Below are 25,163 nucleotides of genomic sequence, written 5' to 3' on the forward strand. Positions count from 1 at the left end.
TAGTTATTATTTTACAAAATCTAAAATATGTTGCCATGTCGCTGGATTAAAGGCATCACTTGATTGCCCTTTTCCAACATAAACATAGCCGATAAAAATCCCTAGGAAAAATAATCCGATTAATACAACAATCAGTAAAATGACCAATAATACCTGAATTAATACTCTTTTGGTAATTGAATTCAATTAAGTTTCCTCCTTAACAACGGGATAACATTAGCTAACTACTTCAACTGATGATTCTTTGACACTATCTTCATCAATTCTTTCAATTGTGGCACCAAGTTTAGCTAATTTTTCATGGAATTTGTAGTACCCACGATCTAAATGTTCTAATCGCATCACACGAGTTTCATCACTTGCAACAAGTCCAGCAATAATTAATGCTGCAGCTGCACGTAAATCTGTCGCACTCACTTGAGCTCCTTGAAGTGTTGGCACGCCACTAATGTAAGCCACACTATTAGATGTACGATATTGAGCACCCATGCGTTGTAATTCATCTAAATGTTGGAAACGATTTTCAAAGACTGTTTCAGTTAATACACTGTCTCCTGAAGCTAATACCATCAACACACTCATTTGAGCTTGCATGTCTGTTGGAAAACCTGGATGAGGCAATGTTTTAATATCAGTTGGTTTCAAGTACTCAGGTCCAATCACACGAATACCGTTTTGTTCATTGATAATATCAACACCCATTTCAACTAATTTTGAAATTAGTGGACTATTATGTTCTGCAACTGCATCTTCAATAAAGATATTTCCTTGTGTTGCAGCAGCGGCTACCATAAATGTTCCAGCTTCAATACGATCTTGAACTACGCTATGTTTAGTCCCATATAAATCTGTCACACCTTCGATACGAATCGTTTCAGTTCCCGCTCCGACGATTTTAGCACCCATCTTATTTAAATAGATGGCTAAATCGACAATTTCAGGTTCTCTTGCAACATTTTCAATAATCGTTGTACCTTTTGCTTTTACAGCTGCCATCATAATATTTTGAGTGGCACCCACACTTGGGAAATCTAAATAAATTCTTGCTCCGACAAGTTCATCAGCAACAGCTTCAATGTAACCATTTTGTTGCGTAATTTTTGCTCCTAAAGCTTGGAATCCTTTTAAATGCAAATCAATTGGTCTTGTTCCAATAGCACATCCACCAGGCATTGCGACTTTCGCACGACCTGTACGAGCTAATAATGGTCCCATAACAACGATTGACGCTCTCATTTGACTCACGTACTCAAAAGGTGCTTCCGTTTCTAATTCTTTTGTCGCATCAATTTTGATTGTATTTTCTTCTTCAATAAATTCGATATCTGTATTTAAATATTTAATCACGTTATTCATTGTAAAAACGTCTGAAAGAATTGGTGCATTGGTAATTGTTGTTTGGCCTTTATTAGCTAGTAATGCTCCGGCTAATATTGGCAATACAGCATTTTTAGCTCCTTCAATTTTAACGTTTCCTTCTAAGCGATTTCCACCGCGTACTGCAATATATTCCATTAATTTCCCCTCCATAAATATAAGGAACTTAGTACAAATCTTAGTAATTATATCACGATTTTATGGAAAAAGAAATTACTTCATACGTTCTTAATTATTTTCTTAGACAATCATTCCCTCAAAGAAGTTTCTCACTAAGAAAATAACTTCTAAAAAGAAATTACTAACTTGAAAACCTATCGCAACTGATAAGAATACATAAGCTAGTCTGATTTGTCTATCGTATTGTATTCCTTTTTTAAATAATATATCTAGACGTAGCGAATTAATAGCCCAAAACGTTAAATAGATAAAAATAAAATGACTCATAATTCGAACTAACGCATCCACACCAAATACTGACATTGTTTCACCCCCTTATTTTTATAAAAGAGAAGAAGGTAAAGAAACAATCGTTTCCTTACCTTCTTTTATTCGCCACATTAAGCCGATTTAACGCTCGATAAAGCGCGACTTCAGCTCTAGCCATATCAATTGATTGATTTTGCTCATTTTTTGCAGCTTCAATTTTTTGTTCTGCACGTTTCTTAGCTTGTTCAGCACGTGAAATATCGATATTTTCTTCTGTTTCAGCACTGTTGGCAATAATTGATACCACGTTATCACGTACTTCAATAACACCACCATTAACAGCAATCCAGTCGTTAATATCTCCTTCTCTATCAATACGCACAGCATCAATTTTTAAAGGGGCAATCAAAGGGCAGTGCTTAGGTAAAATCCCAAGCGAACCTGCCTCAGTGTTAGCCACTAAAAAGTTAGCTTCATGCTCATAAATCAATCCATCTGGCGTTACAATGTTAACCATAAAGGTACTCATAATCACTTTCCCTCCTTGTTAGTAGCCCATTTTTTCTGCTTTTTCGATAGCTTCTTCAATGCGGCCTACACTTCTGAACGCTTCTTCAGGTAAGTGATCATATTCACCATCTAAGATTGCTCTAAATCCTTTAATTGTTTCGTTTAATGGAACATAACTACCTGGTTGACCAGTAAACTGTTCAGCTACGTGGAAGTTTTGTGATAAGAAGAATTGGACACGTCTAGCACGGCCTACAATCACTTTTTCTTCATCACTTAACTCATCCATACCAAGAATTGCAATAATATCTTGTAATTCTTTGTAGCGTTGTAATAAACGTTGAACTTCAGTAGCTACTTTATAGTGCTCTTCTCCAACAATATCAGGTTCTAAGGCACTTGATGATGAAGCTAATGGATCTACCGCTGGATAAATCCCTTGTTCAGTCAAACGACGTTCCAAGTTAGTTGTTGCATCCAAATGCGCAAAGGCTGTTGCTGGAGCCGGGTCAGTATAGTCATCGGCAGGAACGTAAATCGCTTGAATTGATGTTATTGAACCATCTTTTGTCGAAGTGATACGTTCTTGTAATTGTCCCATTTCAGTTGCTAATGTTGGTTGGTAACCAACGGCTGAAGGCATACGTCCTAAAAGGGCTGATACTTCAGAACCCGCTTGAGTAAAACGGAAAATGTTATCAATAAAGAGTAACACATCTTGTTTTTCTTCATCACGGAAATATTCTGCCATAGTAAGTCCTGTTAAGGCTACACGCATTCTGGCACCAGGTGGTTCGTTCATTTGCCCGAACACCATGGCTGTTTTCTTGATAACGCCAGATTCCTTCATTTCAAAGTAAAGGTCATTCCCCTCACGAGTACGTTCACCGACACCGGCAAACACTGATAACCCACCTAATTCTTGAGCGATGTTGTTGATCAACTCTTGAATTAACACTGTTTTACCTACTCCGGCACCACCGAATAATCCGATTTTACCACCTTTTAAGTATGGAGCAAGTAAATCAATTACTTTGATACCTGTTTCTAAAATTTCAGAGTTAGTGCTTAATTCATCAAAAGAAGGTGCTTTTGCATGAATGCTATCTCTTTCTACTTCTTCACCAATTGGTTCACCTAAGTCAATGGTTTCACCAAGTACGTTAAAGACTCTACCTAATGTTTCAGGACCAACTGGAACACTGATAGGACCTCCTGTATGAAGAACTTCCATTCCTCTTTGTAGTCCGTCTGTAGATTCCATTGCAATTGTTCGAACGATTCCATCGCCAATTTCAAGAGTTGTTTCTAACACAACTTTTTCTTTACTTCCCGCTTTATAAACGATTAATGCATCATTTATATCAGGTAATGCTTGGTCTAATGGAAAAGCCACGTCAACAACGGGACCAATGACTTGGGCTATTTTTCCTACTTTCATCTCAACAATTCCTCCCCGTCATTATTCTAAAGCAGCTGCTCCACCAACAATTTCTGTGATTTCTTCTGTAATGGCCGCTTGACGTGCTCTATTATAAGAAATGGTCAAATCATCAATAATGTTTGTCGCATTTTCTGTGGCACTCTTCATGGCAGTCATACGTGCAGCATGCTCAGCAGTTTTAGAGTCTAAAACTGCTCCATATATTAAACTTTCAGCGTAAAGGGGCAGTAACGTATTTAAAATAGCGTCTGCTGAAGGCTCAAGAGTATACTCTTGTTCGTACGTTTCAGCTTCTTTAGCATCTAAGTCAACGATTGGTAAGATTTTTTCAGCTCTAAATGATGATGATAGTGTGTTGACATGATGGTTATAACATACATATAACTCATCAAACATTTCACTATTATACATTTGTAAAGCAGAGTTTACGATACGTCTTACTTCACTATAACTTGGGTAGTCACTTAATCCTCTTAATTCATAAGCAACTGGAAAATCACGATGCTTGAAGAAATCTGAACCAGTTCCTCCAATAGCCATTAACACCACATTCATGCCATCTTCTTCGTCTTTTTTGATGATTTCTAACATGTTTTTTAAAATCGAACTGTTATAACCACCCGCTAGACCTTTGTCAGACGTCACAACGATATACCCGATTGTTTTAACTGGTCTTGCAATAAGCATTTGTTGATACATTTCCATATCTTGCTCAAAACCAGAAAAATCAGAGTTATCAATTGCAGCTAACTGTGTCGATGCCAAATGAGTTGTCATACTTCTTACTTTAGAAGCATACTCTTGAAAGCGTCTTGATGATTGTTCAGATTTCGTCAATTTAGAAGCAGCTACCATTTGCATAGCGCTAGTAATTTGACTGGTCTTTTTTGTTGAAGCTATTCTCTTCTTAATATCAATAAGTGAGCCGCCCATGTTCAATCACCACTTTCTAAGATTGTTTTACTTCATCTGCAACAGAGAATTCACTTGAACTGAAAATCCCTTTAAATTCATCGATTGCTTTATCCATATCTTCAGGATTTGGTAATCCTTTTGTATTACGGATTGTATCAAAGATTGCTGGATAGTTATTATCCACGTATTCAAATAATTCGCGTTCAAAGCGTAAAATATCTACTACTGGAATAGTATCTAGGAATCCATGAGTTAATGCATAAAGAATTAAGACTTGTTTTTCAACCGCTAATGGTTCATGCACATTTTGTTTTAAAACTTCTACAGTTCGTTTACCACGGTTTAATTTAGATTGAGTTGCCTCATCTAAGTCAGAACCAAATTGGGTAAATGCTTCTAATTCACGGTAACTTGCTAAATCTAGACGAAGTGTACCTGCAACTTTTTTCATTGCTTTGATTTGAGCAGATCCCCCAACACGTGATACTGATAACCCAGCATCAATCGCAGGACGAACACCTGAGTAAAACAAATCACTTTCTAAGAAGATTTGTCCATCAGTAATAGAGATAACGTTTGTTGGAATATAAGCAGAGATATCTCCGGCTTGTGTTTCAACAAATGGTAAGGCAGTCATCGATCCGCCACCTAATTCATCACTCAATTTCGCTGCTCTTTCAAGTAAACGAGAATGTAAGTAGAATACATCCCCAGGGAACGCTTCACGACCTGGTGGACGACGTAATAGTAATGAGATTTCACGATAAGCTGCTGCTTGTTTTGATAAATCATCATATACGACTAATACGTGTTTTCCATTATACATAAATTCTTCACCCATACTTGCTCCAGCATAAGGTGCTAAGTAAAGTAATGGGGCTGGTTGTGATGCACTGGCAGACACAACAATTGTGTAGTCCATTGCACCATATTTTTTCAAGATTTCAACTTGGTTACGTACAGTTGATTCTTTTTGACCAATTGCAACGTAAATACAAATCATGTCTTGATCTTTTTGATTTAAAATTGTGTCAATCGCAATTGTTGTTTTACCAGTTTTACGGTCACCGATGATTAACTCACGTTGTCCACGTCCAATTGGTACTAATGCATCAATTGCTTTCCATCCTGTTTGTAGTGGTTCTGATACTGATTTACGAGCCATAACACCAGGGGCTGCTGCTTCAATTGGTCGTGTTTTGGTTGTAGCGATTTCGCCCATACCATCAATAGGTTGTCCTAAAGGGTTAACCACGCGTCCAATTAATGCTTCACCAACAGGTACTTCCATAATACGTCGTGTACGTTTTACTTTGTCGCCTTCACGTATTTGTTCAAAATCCCCTAAAATGATAATACCGACACTATCATTTTCTAAGTTTTGAGCCATACCATAAACACCATTATCAAACTCTAATAACTCTCCCGACATGGCATTTTCTAATCCGTAAGCACGAGCAATACCGTCACCAACATAGGAAACTGTTCCAACTTCATCTACTGTTAACGATTCTTCGTATTTAGCAAGTTGTTGTTTAATATGCGAACTAATTTCTTCCGCTTTTATACTCATGTATCTCACCTCTCACCTTGTCGTTAAACATAAACATCAAGCCAATAATTTAGCATGAATATTATTTAATTCTGTTCTCACACTTTGATCTATGATTCGATGTTCAGATTCGACAATCATTCCACCCATTATGCTTGGGTCTAATTTTGGTCTTAAAACAACTTTATTTGCATGAAATTGTTTTGCCAAGCGTTTTTCTAAATCATGTCTTTGTTCTAGTGATAGTGCAACGGCTGTTGTCACTGTCACGACAATAATACCAAATTGATCATAATATAGATGCTCGTATTCATCAATGATATCAAGCATTTCATTCATACGACCATAGTCATAAACAGTATGGATGAATTTTGCCATCGTATCACTAAAACTATTTTCCAAGTCTTTTACGATGTTTACTTTTTCAAAAATTGATAAACGATCATCTGATAAAATATCACCTAAATCCGGCACTTCATGGTAAACTTCTCTAAGTTGTAACAACTCTTGATAAATTTCGTTAACCATGTTTAATTGTGTTGCTTCAGTAAATAGAGCCTTACCGTAAGTTTTTGCGACACTAAATTTCTTATTCATTGTCATCAACTCCTAGCTTATCAATACTTGATTGAACCAACTCTTGATGAGCACTAGCCGACAATTCCTTTTTAAGTATTTTAGAGGCAATTTCCACAGATAAGTCTGCCACTTCTTTTTTAGCATCTGCCAATAAGCGTTCTCTTTCAAGACGCAAATCTTCTTGAGCTTGCTTTTTCATTCTTGTTGCATGTTCTTGAGCTTCTACGATAATTGCATGAGCATTATTTTCAGCAACATCTTTTGCTTGAGCAATAATACTTTGAGCTTCAGTACGAGCTTCTTTTAATTCCACTTCTCTTTGTTTGGCTAAATTAGCAGCGTCTATTTTTGATTGTTCTGCACTATCAATATCGCCAGCTATTTTGTTTTCTCGTTCGTCTAACATAGTCGTTAGAGGTCCCCAGGCAAATTTCTTTAACGCTAATAACAATACAAGAAATGAAACAGAGACAAATAAAATGGTACTAAACGTAGTTTGTCCAGAACTTGCAATCACTAATTGATTCATCATGTGATTACGACACATCCTTCCCTGAATTTCATCTAATTAACTTTTGAATCTTGTATATGTTATTTGAATAATAATAATAAGGCAATTACGACACCGATGATAGGAATCGCTTCGATTAAGGCAACCCCGATAAACATTGTACTTCTTAATTGACCTGATAATTCTGGTTGACGTGCCATTGATTCTAATGTTTTAGAGATAACTTTACCATTACCATAACCTGCTCCGATAGAAGCTCCTAAAACTGCGATAGCTGCTGCAATATATTGCATAACAATTCTCCTCCTAAAAATGTTTTTATACGTTTACTTATACTTCTTCAATTTCTACTTTATGTGAGATATAGACCATCAATAAAGTAGCAAAAATAAATGCTTGGATTCCACCAATGAAAAGCGAAAAGGCTTGCCATATCACTTCAAGTGGCAGAGCCAAAATGAATTTCGTTGGACTACTTGCTCCTAATCCGGCAATTAACGATAGTAATACCTCACCTGCAAAAATATTACCATAAAGACGTAAACCAAGTGTTAATACATTGGTAAATTCCTCAATTAACTTAATTGGTAATAAAAAGCCCACTGGTTTCATATAACTGTTAACAAAATAACTTTTAACACCCTGCTTTTTAATTCCATAATAGTTAGCTAAAATAATGGCTATAAATGCCAATGTTAGTGTCACTGTTGGATCTGCAGTCGGGCTCTTCCACAAGGATACATCACTTGGGAATAAAGTTACTTTTGTAATGAGTCCTAAAGTGTTAGATACTAGTACGAACATGAAAAAAGTAAATGCCAATAAATGATATTGTTTGATTTCGTTTTTTTCAACGTTATCACCTACGATACCGCGAACAAAATCAACAAGAGCTTCCATGACATTTTGTTTACCAGTAGGTTTAAGCTTTAAATTTCGTGTACAATAATACACTAATCCAAAGACAACCAAACAAGTCAATATCGTCATTGTTACGACCGTTCCATCAAATGTTAAACCTCCAATGGTAAACAACCAGGATTTTTCTTCCACCACATTTCACCCCTTTTCTTCTCAATATTAAAACAAATTCAGAAGTTTTCTAGCTTCTGTAACAGTGTATGAAAAAATGTTTGTAGATACATTCATTTTTCCACATAATGGTGCATTGATAGACTGTCACTATCGAGACTATAATACCACCAAATGATAAATAACACAAAGTAATTCGGTATAATTCTCACAAGTTTCATACAAAAAAAAAGACAAATGAAAACTCGGTTAAAACATACTCAGAATAATAAAAGTTATTGCATTTTTTTACCTAGCTATTTTAAAAACTTTGATTTTTGTCTCCTTATTAGTCATCTCCATAAAAAGCATAATAACACTTACCAAAAAGATTACCTTTACACACAGAATTAGTCTTTGATTGTTTGATAATTCACTATAGTAAGTGCCACCTACTAAGAGACTCCGAGAATTTATAAGAAAAGACATCCCTATCTCAAGATTTATGCTAACATGACTAGTAAATATCCACCCGTGAAAACGGGTGGCTTTTTAATAGCCCTAGAAGGGCTCATTACCTACATACTCTCTAAAGAGAGCCTTTTAAAAGACCGCCAACCGCAATTCGAGAAACTTTCTATTTTTTAAATGGATCCATGTATTCACGTTTACTTATACTATCTCTTACTCTATCATCAGACTCTTGTTCTCGAATATATTTTTGGATTGTCTTCTGATTCAATCCCACAGTACTCACATAATATCCTTTAGACCAAAAACTTTTATTTCCATATTTATATTTCAAATTTCCGTGTTGCTCATGAATTAAGACAGCACTTCTTCCTTTAAGAAATCCCATAAAACCTGACACCGATTGTTTTGGAGGTATTTTTACTAGCATATGAATATGATCTGGCATTGCGTGTGCCTCTATTATTTCTACATCTTTCATCTCGCATAACTTTCTCAATATTTTTCCTATATCTTTCCTTAACTCCCCATAAATTACTTTCCTTCTATATTTGGGGGTAAATACTAAATGATACTTACAATTCCACCTTGTGTGTGCTAAACTTTTATCGTCATTAGACATAAAGAAACTCCTTTCGATACTCTTATTGCGGTTGATAGCCACTTTTTAGTATATCGAAAGGAGTTTCTTAACGCTAAAGCTATTTCTTCCACGCGCAATACGCGTGGTTTTTCTGTTTCGCACGATTTCGTGCTCAACTGACTAAAGTCATTAACAAAAAAGACAAACAACTGATAAACTATCGTTGTTTGTCTCTAAGCGCCCGATTAATCTCTCGGTTCATGTCTTTTCGTTTTAAGTCTTCACGTTTATCATATTGCTTTTTCCCTTTAGCTAAACCTAAAAGTACTTTTGCAAACCCATCTTTGATGTAAATCTTCAATGGAATCAGCGTTACACCAGGATTTTTCATCTCTGTGCCGATTTTAATGATCTGCTTTTTGTGTAGTAATAGTTTTCTTGTTCTAAGCGGGTCGTGGTTAAAAATGTTCCCTTGATCATACGGGCTGATGTGGACATTCATTAGGTATGCTTCCCCATCACGCACACGTGCAAACCCATCTTTCAAATTAACACGACGTTGTCTAATTGATTTAATCTCTGTTCCTTTTAACACGATACCTGCTTCAAATGTTTCAAAGACCGAATAGTCATGACGAGCTTTACGATTTTGAGCAATTAAATTTCCTTCACCTTTAGGCATGGTTAACCCCTCACTTTTTCTTTTTCTTCGGTTTTTTCTTCACTGATTTATAGAAAGGTTTCTTCCCTTTCTTGCCCTTTTGACCTTTTTTACCAAAGTCAGGCTTGTCTGACCCTTTTTTTCTACTGTCATTACGGCGACTGTTTTGTTTGTTCTTTTTATTATGCTTTGGTATATCGATTGTTTCAGTTAGAGGCTCAGCTGATAATAATTCAAAATCAATCTCTCTTGTGTCAACATCTGCTTTAGTTAATTTGATATGGACTTTTTGACCGATTTTATAAACCTTACCAGTTCTTTCTCCCACTAAAGCCATGTGACTTTCAATAAAGTGATAGTAATCATCTTTAAGTTGATTAACGTGAACCAAACCTTCAATCGTATTTGGCAACTCGATAAACAGACCAAATTTAGTGATTGAAGTAATAATACCATCAAACTCTTCATCTACCTTGTCTTGCATAAACTCAGTTTTCTTCAGTTTATCTGTTTCACGTTCAGCCTCAACTGCACGTCTCTCCATTTTAGAACTATGGTCTGCAATATCAGGAATGGCTTCTTCCCATTTTTGTTTGACTTTATCTGTAATTTTACCTTTTTCATACTCTTTAATCAATCGGTGAACCAGTAAATCAGGATATCGTCTGATTGGCGACGTAAAATGAGTGTAATCATCTGCAGCTAATCCATAATGTCCGACTGGATCTTCAGCATACTTCGCTTGTTGCATACTACGAAGTAACATCATACTCACAACCGGTTCTTCTGGTCGGCCACTAACTTGATCTAATACTCGTTGTAACTCTTTTGGTGACACAGCATCTTTTTTCCCTTTAACCATAATACCAAAGTTTGTCATAAACTCTAAAAAGCGTTGCACTTTCTCTTCTTTTGGATGCTCATGGATTCGGTAAATAAATGGTAGCTGTCTGTCTGTATAAGTTTTTGCCACAGTTTCATTCGCAGCTAGCATAAATGACTCGATTAAACGCTCGGCAGCTTTTCGCTTACGAAGTTTAATATCAATTGGGTGTCCTTCATTATCCACCACAATATATGCTTCTCTGTCTTCAAAAGAAATTGCACCACGATTAGCACGCTTGCTCTCAAGAATCTCGTGTAACTCATTCATCAGATGAAACATCGGAACAAGTTCACTGTATTGTTTGATTGTCTCATCGTTTGTTCCTTCAATGATATCATTGACTTCATCATACGTCATACGTGCATTCGAATGAATAACCGTTTCAAAAATATCATGTGATACCACATCTCCATCTGGTGTGATTTCCATCTCGCAAGCCATTGCCAAGCGGTCTACATCAGGATTCAACGAACAAATACCATTTGATAATTTTCTTGGTAACATTGGAATCACGCGGTCCGTTAAATACACACTCGTTGCTCGGTCACTTGCTTCTGCATCAAGTGGACTATTTTCTGTCACATAGTGAGACACATCAGCAATGTAAACACCCAAAAAGAAATTGCCATTATCTAATTTTTCCACTCGAACGGCATCATCTAAATCTTTTGCCTCTGCCCCATCAATCGTCACAACGACTTCATCTCTTAAATCAACTCGATGAAGTAAGTCACTTTCAAGAACCTCATCAGGTAATTCTTCTGCTTGTTTTAACGTTGCTTCATCAAACTCTGTAGGGATACCTAATTGCAATACAATCGATAAAATATCCATCCCCGGATCATTTTTATGTCCAATGACTTGTTTAACTAATCCTTCAAAACTATTTGTATAACCAGCTTCTGGATAATGCGTCACCTCAACAGCCACAACACTTCCATCTTCAGGTTTAATACCTTCTGCCGCAACAAAGACTTTATAGCGACTTAATTTCTTATTTTTTGGCGTTACGACACCATACAGGCCAGTTTCTTGTTGCTCACTTTCCTTAAATAACGTAAAAATACCGACAATTTGGCTCATACCTCGCTCGATAATTTTAACTACTTTTCCTTCTGGCGCTTGGTCTTCCAATGGATTTCCTACTTTTAATATCTCGATTTCAACTTTATCTCCTTCAAGAGCATAACCAGTCTCATCTCGACTAATAAAGACATCTGAATCCTCGCCCTCAACCGTCACAAAGCCAAATCCTCGTTCATTTGAACGAAACACGCCTTCAAGAACCGTTTCTTTTGTGACTAATTTTATTTTTCCTTTTTGATTAAAGGTAACAAGTTGTTCTCTTTCCATTTGTGCAATAGCTTGAACTAACTCTTTAAAGTCATTACTTTTTTGTAACCCTAGCATCTCTGCTAATTGTTCAACTGAAAATGACTTTTTTTTACTAGATGTCATCGCATCTATAATGGTTTCTTTTAATGTTTTTCTCATACTTCCTCCTATCCCCACGATAATTTATGGATAAACTGCACCACATCTTTTTCAAACTGAATTTTATCATGGCTCACTGTGATGACATGTGTACTGTTTGGGTACCAATGAACATCGACAAATGCTTTCTCCATAATTACTGCAGCATCATAAACACCTTTTGCTCTGACCATCTCATCTTTAGCCGATTGAGCAAGAAAAATGTTTTTCTCTATTCTAGGTAATCCCTCATATACTGATTGTACGGTTAGACTGATATCTTTAAGTTGGATATCAAGTGGTTCTTTTATACTATCCATTTTTTGTGTTTTTTCTTCTAAAGAAAGATTTAATTTATCATAACGATACTCACAATACTTTAAAAAATTCGGGTAAATATTTGTTGCATCACTAGGATCTAAAGGGGAAGAAAATACCCCTCCCCCGACAAACGTGTCAGGATAGGTCTCGATTAATTTCATCGCAAACAAACCTCCCATAGACAGACCAAAAACGGCAATTTTTTCATGACCCTCTTCTTTTAAAAACTCAATAGCTCGTTTAGCATCTTCCCACCACACATCTGCAGTTTGATCTAATATATCCATCGGCTCCATTGTGCCATGCCCTGTAAACATGGGACAATATACTGAAAAGCCTTCTCTCTCAACTCTTCTAGCTAATGCTCTCACGTCATTTGAACTTCCTGTATAAGCATGAAATAACAACACAGCCTTATGACTTACCTTTGAATAAAATGGTTCTACTTTCATTGTTTAACTCCTCCCAAACACATCTACCAAATCATTATAACAATAAAAAAATCTCCTGTCATAACAGGAGATAAACTGACATTATTTTGATGACAAATACGCAAGTGCAATAGCCACTGCCACCCATGCAAATCCTAATACTGTTGTCGCACGTTTCATAAACGCTTCGAACCCACGTGCTTTTGTTTTTCCAAATAATTCACTGGCACCACCTGAAAACGCACTAGCAGCACTATTTTGCTTACTTGGTTGCATCATCACAGCGATAATAATTAAAATGGATAACACTAACATTAGGGTTAATAAGAATTGATACATATTAACTCTCCTTCTCTTGAACTATAATCATCTGTTCAATTTTATCATACCTTTTTCAATATTACTAGTCTGAATAAAGTACATTGTCTAGTGTTATTTCATTTTACCGCCGACTGCATAATCACCTTTTTTCATATCAGAAATCACGATATGAACGTTTTCTGTCTTCGCTCCTGTGTTTTTCACAATTGCCTCAGTCACGTCTTTTACTAACGCTTCTTTTTGTTCTGCTGTTCTACCTTCAAGTAATTCAATATGAACTAATGGCATATCTCAACACTCCTTGCTTTTTCTTTTATTATACCAAAGATCATGTTACACATCTAAAATTTCATAAAAAACAATATTGTTTTAAAAAACCTTAATAAAGGTAGTATTCTCTGAACAAACTCACTAAACAGGTCAATCTAATAGATTTTCACCAGTCATCTGTTTATACTCAATCTGATTAATTTTGAAGGAGAGACAAAATGAAAAAAACGTTATTATATTTATCAGTAGCATGTTTAGTTATATTAGGTGGGTGTAAAAATGACACAAAAGAAAATCCAATTAAAAAAGCCGCATCAGATGAGTTAGTTGTTGCGACATCAGGCACACTATTTCCAAGTTCATACTACAATGACAAAAACGAGTTAACCGGTTATGACGTGGAAGTTACAAAAGAAATCGGTAAAAGACTAAATAAAAAAGTGACGTTTAAAGAGTTTAACGTCGATGGCATGTTATCGGCTGTTCAAACACATAAAGCAGACGTCGCCGCAAATGACTTTTCAATCAATAAAAAACGTGAAGAGAAATTTAGTTTATCTGAACCAATCAAATATTCATTTGGCAGTATGGTTGTTAGAAAAGAAGATAATTCAGGCATTTCCTCTTTAGACGATGTAAAAGGTAAAAAAGCAGCAGGTGAAGCCTCTACTACGTACATGAAAGTAGCTGAGTCATTAGGTGCCACCCTAGTAAATTATGACAATGCAACAAACGATCAATACATGACTGACTTAGTCAAAGGACGCACAGATGTTATTTTAAATGATTATTACTTACAAAAAATGGCCGTTGCTGCCCTGCCTGATATGCCTGTTAAAATATTAGAAGATGTGTATTTCAACCCATCATCTTCAGGTCTTGTCATTAATAAAGACAACCCAGAACTAAAAAAAGAAATTGATTCAGCTATCACTGATATGAAAAAAGATGGCACACTAACAAAAATTGCCACTTCTTTTTATGGAGAAGATATCTCTAAGAAACCAACTGTCAAGATATCAAAAACAATTGAGGTTGAGTAAACATGATAATTGATACAACGTTAATGATTGAGTCAATTCCTTTTGTATTAAAAGGATTGCCCTATACTTTGTTGATCAGTATCGCATCATTTTTACTAGGTTCTGTTTTAGCCAGTATGATTTACCTGTTAAGACTATTAAACAATAAGATCATCAATGCTATTTTAATCGTCTACTCTTCATTTTTTAGAGGAATTCCGGCGATTGTATTGCTCTTTGCTCTTTATTTTGGTTTACCTATGCAAATTAATCCCGTCCTAGCGAGTATTCTCTGTTTTGGACTAACAAGTAGTGCCTTTTTATCTGAAATATTTAAAAGTGCGATGCATAGCGTGAATCATGGGCAATGGGAAGCCTCACGAGCACTTGGTATGAAAAAAACGTTAATCGTCAAAGACATCATCATGCCACAAGCTATTCGAATTGCCATTGCTCCTATGAGTAATGTTGCCATAGATTTAGTTAAAGGCTCATCTCTTGCAGCCATGATTACCGTGACAGATATTTTCCAACAAGCTAAAATTATTGGTGGGAGAGAATTTAACTTCTTATCCATGTACTTTTTAGTTGCTTGTATCTACTGGATTTTATGTATTTTGATTGAAAAAATCCAATACAGTCTAGAAAAAAGATTTCCAATATTGTCATAGAAACAAAGTATGTGCACAAAACAAAGCACCCGAAATAACAAGGTAAATAAAAAATTACTCTCTATTGAATTTACGAATTAGTAGAGAGTTTTTTTATAGGAATATAGAGAACAAAACCTTTCATTTCACTCTATAGACCGACTTGTTCTACTCTTATGAACTAAAAAATGGTCAATATTGTTGCGAAACCTGAAATCAAAAATTAGGCTATAAACACCCGATAACATATCAGAAATTTATAACCTAAAAATACTGTTTTTATTTTAGCTTCACCTTGATTCCTACCCCTAACATTGACATCAATAATCCTAAACTAATCATCAATCCATTCGATTTGTTATCAGATGTTTTCGGCAAACTTTTTTGCGTTCCGATACTTGTCTCTATTTGCTTTTGCCCATAAGTAGTATTATTTACCGGTGTTTTAATCTGATTATCAATGACAACATCCTGTTTCATCAATTCATTTTTAATTGGTAAGTTAATCCCTGTTAGTATTTCTACTTCACTTGGTTCCTCTACTTCACTTGGTTCCTCTACTTCACTTGGTTCCTCTACTTCACTTGGTTCCTCTACTTCACTTGGTGATGACACTAAAACATTATTCTGATTAAGTTTCAAAGAATCCACCAATTTCGCTTTATCATTATCTGTTCTTACCACAAATTGGATATTATTAATATCTGTATAAGACGAGAAATTTAATGCTTCTTCAGAAATCGATAAATCTGATGCAAAAAAACTAACCGATGTTAAACTAGAAAGATCTCCACCCATAAACCCATTAAAAATATCCTTTGTTCCATTGCCAAATTTTATATAATTTAAACCACTTAATTCATAAAAAGGATTTTTACCATATGATACAACAGAATCCGGTATTGTTAAGCTTTTCAAATTAGGAATACTATAAAATGCTAAACGGCCAATGTGCTCAATTTTATTTCCCAGTGATACTTCTTCTAATTTCAACATATTTTTGAAAGCTAAATTATCAATTTTTTGTACATTGTTATTTAAACTAATCTTTTTTAAACCAGTATTATATTCAAATGCATTTTCACTAATTAAAGTCACAGTATCTGGAACAACGTATTCCCTTGCATATTTATCAGCAGGATACGTGATTAATTCTGTTTGATTTTTATTAAATAATACGCCTTCATTTGATGAATACACTTGATTCTCATCATCAACTGAAATATCTTCTAGCGCAATTGCACCTGAAAAAGGAAATGCACCAATAGTGGTCACATTTTTCGGCAAATAGAATGAACGTAATTTTTTATTTGTTCTAAAAGCTCCCTCACCAATAGATTCCAATTTAGACGCTTTCGAAATATCAAAGGAAGATAAACTGTGATTAAATGTAAAAGCATTCTTTCCAATAGTTGTTACTGAGTCTGGTAAAGAAAATTGAGTTAACCCTGAAAAAGCAAACGCATTATCGCCGATTAATGTTAATTGGCTTTCTTTTGGAAACGAAACGGACATTAAATTAATAGCACTATAAAATGCTTTGTCTTCTATTTTCCTAATACTACTTGGCAATGAAAGAGTTTCAACATTGGAACCTGCTTCAGCAATTTGACCCGCCTCATCCTCATACGTTGTAAAAGCAAAACTCCCTATGCTAGTAACTGCATACTCCTTTCCATTAAATTCAACATATGGAGGGATGATAATATTAGTCGATAAATTCGGAATAGGCTGTTCACCGTCTCCCACCTGAACTTCTAATTCTTCATGTTGATCACTAATAACTTTATAAACAACACCTTGATGATCTTTAAATAAGGTGGGCTTTTCCTGTTCAAATAAAGCAATTTCATCTATATTGTCATGTGCCTCTACCAAATAACTATCCATGTGGCATCCAACTAAAATCAACGTGCTAAATAATAAAACTTTTTTCATTTCTTCTCCTTTTTAGGTATACCTAATTTTTTATTTTTGTTAAGCTAAATTATAACTGTTTAAAAAATCAAGTCAAGTATTTAAAAATGAATATTTTAAAAAAACTTCGTATATAATAAAAAACTCTTGTTACCAATGGCATTGAGATACCATCTAACAAGAGTTTTAATATTATTCTGTTGGTTGAGTCACTACTAAAATATCTTCTTTAGCAGACACTTCTTTTTTATCTAAAGCTTCAACACTACTAAAGGCATTTGTGTTTGTCACAATCATCATGACTGTTGAATCATAACCTTTTTCTTTCAATACTTCTAAATCAACCGTTCCTAGTAAATCACCTTTTTTGACGATGTCACCAGTTGTTTTTTCAGTCGTAAATCCTTCACCATTTAGTTGAACCGTATCAATCCCAATGTGGATTAGAACTTCTGCGTGTTTGTCCGACATAATACCATAAGCATGTTTAGAGTCGTACACAACAGTTAGTTCACCATCAACAGGCGAGTACACTTTACCATCTGTTGGTAAAATCGCAATTCCTTTACCCATCAATTCTTGTGAAAATACTGGATCGTTCACATCTTTCAATTGAACCACTTCACCAGTGATAGGTGCTTCTATTACATCATCTTGTACTGATTCAACTACTTCTTCAGGGTCTTCGTTGATTTCAACTGCTACATTATCAGATGTTTGTGTCGGTGTTGCTTCTGCAAGTAAATGACTATTTTTCTTACCATATAGATAAGTCGTGATAAATGCTACTACAACACTGATGACAATTCCAATCAAGTAATAAGGAATTGATTTTGGTGCGATCGAGATAAACCCAATCACACTAGCTGGCCCCATAGCCACTGCTAATACATGGAAGAAACCAATAAAAGTTGTTGCCACACCTGAAGCAATCATCGCACAGATAAATGGGAATTTAAGTTTTAAGTTAACCCCAAAAATAGCTGGCTCTGTGATACCTAATAGAGCTGAAATACTTGCTGATGTTGCTAAACTTTTTTGTTTTTCATTTTTTGTTAAGAACATAATCGCTAATGCTGCCCCACCTTGAGCAACGTTTGCCATAGAAGCAACTGGGAAAATAAAAGATCCGCCCGTTTTCGCTACATCGGCTAACAGAGTTGTCTCGATAGCTGGGAAACTTTGATGCAAGCCAGTGATAACAATTGGAGAGTAGAATAGTCCGAAAATACCTAATCCAATAGCACCAGTTGTGTCATACAACCAAACTAAAGAATCTGTTAACCCATCAGAAAATCCTCTCATAACAGGTCCAACAAAAGTAAATGTCAAAAATCCTGTGATAATCAATGCTAACATCGGTGTAAATGTAAAATCAAAGGCATTTGAGATATGTTTATGGAAGAACTTCTCTAATGTCGCTAAAATCCATGAAACTGCTAAAACTGGTAATACAGAACCTTGATATCCGGCTTGAGCCACATCCATACCAAAAATATGCCAATAGTTCATCGTACCATCTGCAATCGCATTTGCCACACCATAACCATTTACCAAGTCTGGCATAACCATCGCCATACCCATCGCTGCCCCTAGATAAGGGTTACCACCAAATCGTTTTGTGGCAGAAAAACCAACAAGGATTGGCAAGAATGCAAATGGTGCTGATGCTAATAAATTAATAATTCCGGCATAATCTTCTAAAACAGGATACATTTGGACAACTGATTGTGCACCAAATAAGTTTTCAGCTGTTAAGACATTGTTTAATGCCATTAACAAACCACCCGCAACTAACGCAGGAACGATTGGCACAAAAATGTCAGATAAAACTTTGATAAACGTCATAACAGGATTTTGTTTTTTATCTGATACAGCTTCTTCCTTCACATCAGACGTTGACACTTCTTTCACATTTGTGATTGCAACAAGTTCTTTGTAAACCTTGTCCACATCTCCTGCCCCAATAATAATTTGAAACTGACCATTAACCTCAAATGTTCCCTTGACTGCGTCGATATTATCAAGAGCCACCTGATTAACTTTTCCAGAATCTTTTAATACTAACCTCAAACGTGTAGCACAATGAGCTGCAGCTTGTAAATTACCTTTTCCTAAGGCATCACTAATCTCTTGTGCGACTTTTTTGTAATCCATCGTTTCTCCTCCTACAAAAATGTTTATGATTGAAATCGCTTTTCTTGATAAAATTATGTCATCTTTCTTTCTAAATGTCAAACGTTTATCAAAATATTTTTATTATTATTTTATAACATTTATATAATAACGTTTATGTAATTGTTATACGTTTGACAATTTATAACAAATACCTTACTATTTATGTATCGAACACGCTTACTGGGAGGATAATTATGGCATTAAAAAGAGAATGGACAACACCTGAAAGATATCGTCATTACAATGATTGGGAGACAGAATACATTGATGAACTAGTTGATACAGTCACAAACTCTCCCTGGAGATTAGGGTTTCATGTACAACCAAAAACCGGACTATTAAATGATCCAAACGGCTTTTCTTATTTCAATGGAAAATGGCAACTATTTTATCAAGCTTACCCCATTGGCCCTGTTCACGGGGTAAAATCTTGGGCTCATTTAACATCAACAAACTTACTTGATTGGGAATATCAAGGGTTAGCCTTACAACCTGATATGGCTTTTGATAGTCATGGTGTCTACTCAGGCTCAGCTTTTCCTGTTGACGACAAACTATTACTTGCGTATACGGGAAATGTTAGAGATGAAGATTGGGGCCGTCATTCTTATCAATTAGGTGCCTATCTTTCAAAAGATAATTCTATCGAAAAATTTGATAAACCTTTAATTTCTGAACCACCAAAAGGCTACACTCACGAGTTTAGAGACCCACAAATCATTCCGTTTCATGATGAATACTTATTAGTTATTGGTGGTCAAACAAAAGAAAAAGAAGGAAAAGCTCTGACATATTCAAGTCATGATTTAAAACACTGGACACTAAATGGTGAGTTACACTTTACTGAGGAACCAATGGGATTCATGGTCGAATGCCCAAATCTTGTTTTTTCTAATGACAAAGCGCTCTTCATTTTTTGTCCGCAAGGGTTAGATAAATCAGTTTGTCATTATGACAATATCTACCCGAATATGTATGTCATTGGTGATGAGTACAATCTTGAGAATAATGCCATCACAAACCCTTCTGCTTTAAAAAATCTAGATGAAGGATTTGATGTGTATGCCACACAAGCATTCAACGCACCAGATGGACGTGCTTTAGCTATTAGTTGGGTTGGCTTACCTGAAATCGAGTATCCAACTGATGATTTTGGTTGGGCTCATTGTCTCAGTTTAGTCAAAGAATTAACGATAAGAGAAAATGTTCTTTATCAACAACCTGCACAAGAATACAAAGAACTGAGAACCACTCAAACTGACTTTACAGAAGTCAACACAATTAATTACGAGGCAAAATCAGCTCGTTACGAATTAGTGATTGATTTTAACGACTCAACGAAAGGGTTAATCACACTAATGTCTGATAAAGATGGCACAACTGGATTGACTATTTCCTTTGATACAACTTGTGGTAAAATGATTATCGACCGAAGTAACGTAGGGGAATCATTTGCAAGTGAATATGGCTTTAAAAGAGAGTTTTCGATTAGTAAAAAACCGCTAACATTACAAGTTTATGTAGATGAATCTCTTGTCGAAGTCTTTGTAAATGATGGCGAACAGGTAGCCACAGCTCGTGTGTTTCCTAAAGTAGACAACACCTATATTCATGTGGACTCTGATAGCCAAATTGACGCTACTTGCTATAACCTACGTCAAACAAATCAATAAAGGAAGATAACATGACATGGCAATCAAATTAACTGATGTGGCAGAAAAAGCTGGTGTTTCACCAACCACTGTATCACGTGTAATCAATAATTATGGTTCACTGAGCCAAAAAACAATTGATAAAGTCAATCAAGCGATGAAAGAGTTAAACTATCAACCAAACAGTTTAGCTAGATCACTCCAAGGAAAAAGCACTCAACTAATCGGGTTAATTTTTCCAACGGTATCCAATCCGTTTTACGGTGAATTGATTGATAAAGTCGAGTCAAAATTATTTGAACGAGGATATAAATGCATCATTTGTGATAGTGCCAACAATAAAGAAAAAGAACGAAACTATATTAATATGTTATCGGCAAATAAAGTAGACGGTATTATTGCCGGAGCACATAATTTAGGAATTGCTGAATATGAAAATATCGAGTTACCTATCGTGTCTTTTGACCGACATTTGGCTGATGGGATTCCAATTGTTGGGAGTGATAATTTTCAAGGTGGCTATCTTGCAACAGAGACTCTATTTCTAAAAGGGGCAAGAAATATTGCTATTTTAACTGGCTCTCAACGCTCAAACTCACCAACTAATAGACGACTGAATGGGTACCTTTCGTTCATGGAAGAACATCAATTAACGCCTAAAGTATTTAAGTTTGACCAAAGCTATCAATCAGCCGCCTTAAAAAACATCGAAATCAAACGAATTTTAGAAAACGAAGACATTGATGGGTTGTTTTGCACGGATGATTTAACAGCTATCTTAGTTTACAACCAGTGTCAACAACTAGGTATTTCGATTCCTGAAGATATGAAATTGATTGGCTACGATGGAACAAAGTTTGTCAGAACTTACTTCCCTCAACTAACCACTCTCGCGCAACCAATGACTGATTATGCCGATATCTTAATTGACTTGTTAATGCAACGAATTGATGACGTGGAGAAAAAATTAGAAGACCATTATTTTTTACCAGTTACTTTTGTACAAGGACAAACAGTTTAAAAAAGCATGTAGAACAATCTCTACATGCTTTTTGCTTGTTTATAAATCATTTAGTACAACATAATACATTTTTAATGGGCCATGAAGTCCGACAACTAATTGCATTTCAATGTCACCAGAGTTTGAAGGACCTGAAATAAAATGAATGGCAGAACCAACTGATTCACCTTTTTCAATTTTTTCAGCAAAATAATTAGCTGCTTGTGTCGAGCGAGCCACAATACTGCTCTTTTTAATCAACGAGATATAATGTGTTGGTAAAAAGTGTAGTGAACGCCCTTGACCAGGTGCTGTTTCCACTACGATTGAACCAGATTCTGCTAACATAAAATCAGCATTAGCAATCACAACATTGGCTTCTTCTGCTTTTTTTATGTTACTATCACGAAACTCTTCTCCCTCATCCCAATAAGAAATAGCAGAACTATATTCTGTTTCAAGAAAATCTAATAATTCTTTAGAAAAGCGATCATCTCTCGGTAACAAAATATTGCCATTTCCTGATTGTTCAATCAATTTTTTCAATGTACTATGTAAATCATTTGATGGAATATCTAACAACTCGGTATGAATATCTTTGACTTTTTCTTTACAAATGCCAAGCAGTTCATCTACATCTTTATCTGCTAGATGCGTTTGAGGCAAATCATTCACGGGAATATAAGGATGTTCTGCAACATTTAAAGGCGTTGTCCCTAGTTTTTCATGTAAGTTAGCTAAAAATTTATCACGGTTATGAATATTAGTCATTGTCTGCACCTGCCTTATGATCTTTAAACCATTTTCTAAAGCTATCTTTGTATTTTGGTGGTCTTGGTAAATCTCTGACATCTGTCCAACCTTTTACAAGTCCAGGCCCTTTATTAATAAAGCCTCCAAACTGGTACATATTTGTAACAGAAGTTGGCGATTTTTTACTTAATACACCCATTCCACCATGTGCCATATGAATCGCTGAATTAAATAAAAATGGTGAGGCAGTTCCACTACCAATGACTTTCATTTGGAAATCTTCAAATCCGTGTTTCATTTTCAAATCATCTGTCATCACTTTACGATGCTCGATTAATAATTCATGTAGTGGAATCTTAACAGGACATGTTTCTGTACAAGCACCACACAAACTTGATGCGTAAGGCAACTCTCCAAACTGTTTGTATCCACCCAACACTGGAGATAAGACAGCACCAATTGGACCTGGATAAATAGACCCATAACCATGTCCACCAATATGACGATAAACAGGACACACATTCAAACATGAACCACAACGAATGCATTGTAGGACTGGTTGGAAAGCTGTTCCTAACGCATTTGAACGACCATTATCCACGATAATCACGTGGAAGTCTTCTGGTCCATCTGATTCATCTGCTCGTTTTTGTCCAGCAAACGTCACATAAGTGGTTAAACTTTGACCAACCGCACTTCTAGCCAGTAAGTTATCCAACACTTCTGCTTCTTTCATCGTTGGGACAATTCGTTCCATTCCCATTAAGACAATTTGCGTTTTCGGAATACTAATCGTCAAATCAGCATTTCCTTCATTTGTATCCAAATTAATCATACCACTATCAGCAATCGCAAAGTTACAACCCGTAATCCCCACTTCTGCTTCAAGGAAAAATTTTCTCATGACTTCACGAGCACATCTAGCTAAATTTACTGGATCATTATCCCCTTTGTAGCCAAGTTTTTTCTCAAAAACTGCACGAATTTGTTCTCTATTTTTATGAATACTTGGAAACACAATATGTGATGGTTCATCCCAATCATCCATTTGCAAAATAAATTCTGCTAAGTCAGTTTCCATCACACTTACACCATCAAGTGTTAGCAGCATAGGATCGACATCTACTTCTGTTGTGACCATTGATTTTGATTTAACAATTTTTTTTGCTTTTTTCTCTATGACGATTTGTTTGACATACTCATTAGCTTCTTCTGCTGTTTGAGCAAAATAAACATGTCCACCTTGTTTGGCGACATTGTCACTAAATTGTTCTAGGTAATCGGGTAAGTAGGCAATGGTATGTTGTCTGATACTCTCACCTAACTCACGCCACTCTTGCCAATTACCTAACTTATCACGAGCACCTTCACGTTTTACCCATTGAGCATCCTGAGCTTTAGCCACAGCTTGTTGCATAAATACATCTTTTTTACTATCTTCTAATCGCTCTTTAAATGGTTTTGTACTTGTTGTTAATCCCATTAGTTTGCCACCTCGCTAGATAATTGAATTCGACTAGTATCGACATTTGAATTTAATATTTCTGCGATGTGCATGATTTTAATCGGATTACCATCTCGGTTAAACTTACCACCGATATTCATTAAGCAACCCATATCGGCACTGATTAAAGTATCTGCTCCCGTATTAATAACGTCATTCATTTTTTCTGTGACCATCTGCTCAGAAATCTCTGGCATTTTCACTGAGAATGTTCCACCAAAACCACAACAATTTTCAATATGACCTAATGGAATCATTTCTAAGCCTTCAACATTATCCAATAATACAAATGGTGCTTCTCTTTCTCCTAACAGACGTGTCATGTGACAAGAACGATGATAGGTTGCTTTTCCTTCATAACACGCACCTACATCTGTTAGTCCTAATACTCGGTAAATAAATTGACTAAATTCGTATGTTTTCTCTGCTAGTTCAACTGCTTTAGGATAATACACATCATCATCCTTCAACAAATCAGGATATTCACGTAACATACCCACGCAAGACCCTGCTCCACCTACTACGTAATCTGAGTTTTCAAATGCTTCTAATTGATTGATTAGTGTTGCTTTGCTCTTCTTTTCATAACCACTGTTAAACGTTGGTTGCCCACAACAAATTTGTTTTTCGGGAAAATCAACCTGGCAACCCAATCGTTCTAGTACTTCGACCATTGCAATGCCCACATTTGGAAACATCAAGTCGACAACACAACTAGTAAATATGCTTACTCTCATTTTTA

Annotated in this window: 26 protein-coding genes; 4 read left to right on the plus strand and 22 right to left on the minus strand. The window is 35.7% G+C overall.

Annotation, left to right across the window (positions count from 1 at the left end):
• Window positions 1-6: 6 nt before the first annotated feature.
• The 17 genes from BW731_RS01210 to BW731_RS01290 all read right to left on the minus strand — a co-directional run bounded on the left by BW731_RS01210 (window position 7) and on the right by BW731_RS01290 (window position 13,763).
• A complete protein-coding gene (locus BW731_RS01210; RefSeq protein WP_079345015.1) occupies window positions 7-186 on the minus strand; it encodes a DNA-directed RNA polymerase subunit beta in 180 nt (59 codons plus the stop codon).
• Between the two features lie 30 nt (window positions 187-216).
• Window positions 217-1,515: a UDP-N-acetylglucosamine 1-carboxyvinyltransferase gene (gene murA, locus BW731_RS01215; protein ID WP_079345017.1), complete on the minus strand. Its 1,299-nt coding sequence runs from the start codon at window positions 1,513-1,515 to the stop codon at window positions 217-219.
• A 102-nt stretch (window positions 1,516-1,617) separates the two neighbouring features.
• Window positions 1,618-1,860 (minus strand): DUF1146 family protein, encoded by a 243-nt coding sequence (locus BW731_RS01220; protein ID WP_079345019.1) that lies wholly within the window; start codon window positions 1,858-1,860, stop codon window positions 1,618-1,620.
• A 55-nt stretch (window positions 1,861-1,915) separates the two neighbouring features.
• Window positions 1,916-2,335: a F0F1 ATP synthase subunit epsilon gene (locus BW731_RS01225; RefSeq protein ID WP_079345021.1), complete on the minus strand. Its 420-nt coding sequence runs from the start codon at window positions 2,333-2,335 to the stop codon at window positions 1,916-1,918.
• A gap of 18 nt (window positions 2,336-2,353) precedes the next feature.
• On the minus strand, window positions 2,354-3,757 hold the full coding sequence (atpD, locus tag BW731_RS01230; protein ID WP_071456699.1) for a F0F1 ATP synthase subunit beta: 1,404 nt from the start codon (window positions 3,755-3,757) through the stop codon (window positions 2,354-2,356).
• Window positions 3,758-3,778: 21 nt separating this feature from the next.
• Window positions 3,779-4,693, minus strand: a complete 915-nt coding sequence (locus BW731_RS01235) for a F0F1 ATP synthase subunit gamma (protein ID WP_071456698.1) — start codon at window positions 4,691-4,693, stop codon at window positions 3,779-3,781.
• A gap of 16 nt (window positions 4,694-4,709) precedes the next feature.
• On the minus strand, window positions 4,710-6,248 hold the full coding sequence (gene atpA, locus BW731_RS01240; RefSeq protein WP_079345023.1) for a F0F1 ATP synthase subunit alpha: 1,539 nt from the start codon (window positions 6,246-6,248) through the stop codon (window positions 4,710-4,712).
• 36 nt (window positions 6,249-6,284) lie between these two features.
• The gene (atpH, locus tag BW731_RS01245; protein WP_158080136.1) at window positions 6,285-6,824 is read right to left on the minus strand and encodes an ATP synthase F1 subunit delta; all 540 of its coding nucleotides are present in this window, start codon (window positions 6,822-6,824) and stop codon (window positions 6,285-6,287) included.
• Window positions 6,817-7,338: a F0F1 ATP synthase subunit B gene (atpF, locus tag BW731_RS01250; protein ID WP_071456695.1), complete on the minus strand. Its 522-nt coding sequence runs from the start codon at window positions 7,336-7,338 to the stop codon at window positions 6,817-6,819. Before atpF ends, atpH begins: the two co-directional genes overlap by 8 nt.
• Window positions 7,339-7,397: 59 nt before the next feature.
• Complete coding sequence (gene atpE / locus BW731_RS01255; protein WP_071456694.1) at window positions 7,398-7,610, minus strand: ATP synthase F0 subunit C; 213 nt, start codon at window positions 7,608-7,610, stop codon at window positions 7,398-7,400.
• Window positions 7,611-7,647: 37 nt separating this feature from the next.
• The gene (gene atpB / locus BW731_RS01260) at window positions 7,648-8,370 is read right to left on the minus strand and encodes a F0F1 ATP synthase subunit A (RefSeq protein ID WP_079345027.1); all 723 of its coding nucleotides are present in this window, start codon (window positions 8,368-8,370) and stop codon (window positions 7,648-7,650) included.
• A 595-nt stretch (window positions 8,371-8,965) separates the two neighbouring features.
• Window positions 8,966-9,421, minus strand: a complete 456-nt coding sequence (tnpA, locus tag BW731_RS01265) for an IS200/IS605 family transposase (protein ID WP_079345029.1) — start codon at window positions 9,419-9,421, stop codon at window positions 8,966-8,968.
• Window positions 9,422-9,599: 178 nt separating this feature from the next.
• Window positions 9,600-10,064 (minus strand): SsrA-binding protein SmpB, encoded by a 465-nt coding sequence (smpB, locus tag BW731_RS01270; protein WP_071456693.1) that lies wholly within the window; start codon window positions 10,062-10,064, stop codon window positions 9,600-9,602.
• Window positions 10,065-10,074: 10 nt separating this feature from the next.
• Window positions 10,075-12,423 (minus strand): ribonuclease R, encoded by a 2,349-nt coding sequence (gene rnr, locus BW731_RS01275; protein WP_079345031.1) that lies wholly within the window; start codon window positions 12,421-12,423, stop codon window positions 10,075-10,077.
• A gap of 8 nt (window positions 12,424-12,431) precedes the next feature.
• The gene (locus tag BW731_RS01280; RefSeq protein ID WP_079345033.1) at window positions 12,432-13,175 is read right to left on the minus strand and encodes an alpha/beta hydrolase; all 744 of its coding nucleotides are present in this window, start codon (window positions 13,173-13,175) and stop codon (window positions 12,432-12,434) included.
• Window positions 13,176-13,256: 81 nt separating this feature from the next.
• Window positions 13,257-13,493, minus strand: a complete 237-nt coding sequence (gene secG / locus BW731_RS01285) for a preprotein translocase subunit SecG (RefSeq protein ID WP_071456690.1) — start codon at window positions 13,491-13,493, stop codon at window positions 13,257-13,259.
• A 93-nt stretch (window positions 13,494-13,586) separates the two neighbouring features.
• A complete protein-coding gene (locus tag BW731_RS01290) occupies window positions 13,587-13,763 on the minus strand; it encodes a 2-hydroxymuconate tautomerase (protein WP_079345035.1) in 177 nt (58 codons plus the stop codon).
• 200 nt (window positions 13,764-13,963) lie between these two features.
• On the opposite strand from BW731_RS01290, the gene BW731_RS01295 reads away from it, so the two are divergent.
• Both BW731_RS01295 and BW731_RS01300 read left to right on the plus strand, forming a co-directional pair.
• Window positions 13,964-14,788 carry a transporter substrate-binding domain-containing protein gene (locus tag BW731_RS01295; RefSeq protein ID WP_079345037.1) on the plus strand — a complete coding sequence of 275 codons (825 nt, stop codon included), beginning with the start codon at window positions 13,964-13,966 and terminating at the stop codon, window positions 14,786-14,788.
• Window positions 14,789-14,790: 2 nt separating this feature from the next.
• Window positions 14,791-15,438, plus strand: coding sequence for an amino acid ABC transporter permease (locus BW731_RS01300; RefSeq protein ID WP_079345039.1), 648 nt, complete (start codon window positions 14,791-14,793; stop codon window positions 15,436-15,438).
• A 258-nt stretch (window positions 15,439-15,696) separates the two neighbouring features.
• On the opposite strand, the gene BW731_RS01305 is transcribed toward BW731_RS01300, so the two are convergent.
• Together BW731_RS01305 and BW731_RS01310 are read right to left on the minus strand one after the other, a co-directional pair.
• Window positions 15,697-17,355, minus strand: coding sequence for a leucine-rich repeat domain-containing protein (locus BW731_RS01305; RefSeq protein WP_079345041.1), 1,659 nt, complete (start codon window positions 17,353-17,355; stop codon window positions 15,697-15,699).
• A 171-nt stretch (window positions 17,356-17,526) separates the two neighbouring features.
• Window positions 17,527-19,491 (minus strand): sucrose-specific PTS transporter subunit IIBC, encoded by a 1,965-nt coding sequence (locus BW731_RS01310; protein WP_079345043.1) that lies wholly within the window; start codon window positions 19,489-19,491, stop codon window positions 17,527-17,529.
• Between the two features lie 215 nt (window positions 19,492-19,706).
• Between BW731_RS01310 and BW731_RS01315 the strand changes: the two genes are divergently transcribed.
• Together BW731_RS01315 and BW731_RS01320 are read left to right on the plus strand one after the other, a co-directional pair.
• On the plus strand, window positions 19,707-21,185 hold the full coding sequence (locus BW731_RS01315; RefSeq protein ID WP_079345045.1) for a sucrose-6-phosphate hydrolase: 1,479 nt from the start codon (window positions 19,707-19,709) through the stop codon (window positions 21,183-21,185).
• 16 nt (window positions 21,186-21,201) lie between these two features.
• Window positions 21,202-22,185 (plus strand): LacI family DNA-binding transcriptional regulator, encoded by a 984-nt coding sequence (locus tag BW731_RS01320; RefSeq protein ID WP_079345047.1) that lies wholly within the window; start codon window positions 21,202-21,204, stop codon window positions 22,183-22,185.
• A gap of 39 nt (window positions 22,186-22,224) precedes the next feature.
• On the opposite strand, the gene BW731_RS01325 is transcribed toward BW731_RS01320, so the two are convergent.
• The 3 genes from BW731_RS01325 to BW731_RS01335 are packed head-to-tail and all read right to left on the minus strand — an operon-like array spanning window position 22,225 to window position 25,158.
• Window positions 22,225-22,935 (minus strand): LutC/YkgG family protein, encoded by a 711-nt coding sequence (locus BW731_RS01325; protein ID WP_079345049.1) that lies wholly within the window; start codon window positions 22,933-22,935, stop codon window positions 22,225-22,227.
• On the minus strand, window positions 22,928-24,400 hold the full coding sequence (locus BW731_RS01330; RefSeq protein ID WP_079345051.1) for a LutB/LldF family L-lactate oxidation iron-sulfur protein: 1,473 nt from the start codon (window positions 24,398-24,400) through the stop codon (window positions 22,928-22,930). Before BW731_RS01330 ends, BW731_RS01325 begins: the two co-directional genes overlap by 8 nt.
• A complete protein-coding gene (locus BW731_RS01335; RefSeq protein ID WP_079345053.1) occupies window positions 24,400-25,158 on the minus strand; it encodes a (Fe-S)-binding protein in 759 nt (252 codons plus the stop codon). The genes BW731_RS01330 and BW731_RS01335 overlap by 1 nt, the downstream gene beginning before the upstream one ends.
• Between the last annotated feature and the right edge of the window lie 5 nt (window positions 25,159-25,163).

The organism is Vagococcus martis (genome assembly GCF_002026305.1).
Taxonomy (GTDB): domain Bacteria; phylum Bacillota; class Bacilli; order Lactobacillales; family Vagococcaceae; genus Vagococcus; species Vagococcus martis.

Coding starts and splice junctions, on each gene's coding strand:
- atpH (WP_158080136.1), bottom strand. CDS start 6,824: ATGAATAAGAAATTTAGTGTCGCAAAAACTTACGGTAAGGCTCTATTT.
- BW731_RS01305 (WP_079345041.1), bottom strand. CDS start 17,355: ATGAAAAAAGTTTTATTATTTAGCACGTTGATTTTAGTTGGATGCCAC.
- BW731_RS01280 (WP_079345033.1), bottom strand. CDS start 13,175: ATGAAAGTAGAACCATTTTATTCAAAGGTAAGTCATAAGGCTGTGTTG.
- BW731_RS01325 (WP_079345049.1), bottom strand. CDS start 22,935: ATGACTAATATTCATAACCGTGATAAATTTTTAGCTAACTTACATGAA.
- atpF (WP_071456695.1), bottom strand. CDS start 7,338: ATGATGAATCAATTAGTGATTGCAAGTTCTGGACAAACTACGTTTAGT.
- smpB (WP_071456693.1), bottom strand. CDS start 10,064: ATGCCTAAAGGTGAAGGAAATTTAATTGCTCAAAATCGTAAAGCTCGT.
- BW731_RS01330 (WP_079345051.1), bottom strand. CDS start 24,400: ATGGGATTAACAACAAGTACAAAACCATTTAAAGAGCGATTAGAAGAT.
- murA (WP_079345017.1), bottom strand. CDS start 1,515: ATGGAATATATTGCAGTACGCGGTGGAAATCGCTTAGAAGGAAACGTT.
- BW731_RS01290 (WP_079345035.1), bottom strand. CDS start 13,763: ATGCCATTAGTTCATATTGAATTACTTGAAGGTAGAACAGCAGAACAA.
- BW731_RS01300 (WP_079345039.1), top strand. CDS start 14,791: ATGATAATTGATACAACGTTAATGATTGAGTCAATTCCTTTTGTATTA.
- BW731_RS01310 (WP_079345043.1), bottom strand. CDS start 19,491: ATGGATTACAAAAAAGTCGCACAAGAGATTAGTGATGCCTTAGGAAAA.
- rnr (WP_079345031.1), bottom strand. CDS start 12,423: ATGAGAAAAACATTAAAAGAAACCATTATAGATGCGATGACATCTAGT.
- atpE (WP_071456694.1), bottom strand. CDS start 7,610: ATGCAATATATTGCAGCAGCTATCGCAGTTTTAGGAGCTTCTATCGGA.
- atpA (WP_079345023.1), bottom strand. CDS start 6,248: ATGAGTATAAAAGCGGAAGAAATTAGTTCGCATATTAAACAACAACTT.
- secG (WP_071456690.1), bottom strand. CDS start 13,493: ATGTATCAATTCTTATTAACCCTAATGTTAGTGTTATCCATTTTAATT.
- BW731_RS01295 (WP_079345037.1), top strand. CDS start 13,964: ATGAAAAAAACGTTATTATATTTATCAGTAGCATGTTTAGTTATATTA.
- BW731_RS01335 (WP_079345053.1), bottom strand. CDS start 25,158: ATGAGAGTAAGCATATTTACTAGTTGTGTTGTCGACTTGATGTTTCCA.
- BW731_RS01320 (WP_079345047.1), top strand. CDS start 21,202: ATGGCAATCAAATTAACTGATGTGGCAGAAAAAGCTGGTGTTTCACCA.
- BW731_RS01225 (WP_079345021.1), bottom strand. CDS start 2,335: ATGAGTACCTTTATGGTTAACATTGTAACGCCAGATGGATTGATTTAT.
- BW731_RS01315 (WP_079345045.1), top strand. CDS start 19,707: ATGGCATTAAAAAGAGAATGGACAACACCTGAAAGATATCGTCATTAC.
- BW731_RS01235 (WP_071456698.1), bottom strand. CDS start 4,693: ATGGGCGGCTCACTTATTGATATTAAGAAGAGAATAGCTTCAACAAAA.
- BW731_RS01220 (WP_079345019.1), bottom strand. CDS start 1,860: ATGTCAGTATTTGGTGTGGATGCGTTAGTTCGAATTATGAGTCATTTT.
- tnpA (WP_079345029.1), bottom strand. CDS start 9,421: ATGTCTAATGACGATAAAAGTTTAGCACACACAAGGTGGAATTGTAAG.
- atpD (WP_071456699.1), bottom strand. CDS start 3,757: ATGAAAGTAGGAAAAATAGCCCAAGTCATTGGTCCCGTTGTTGACGTG.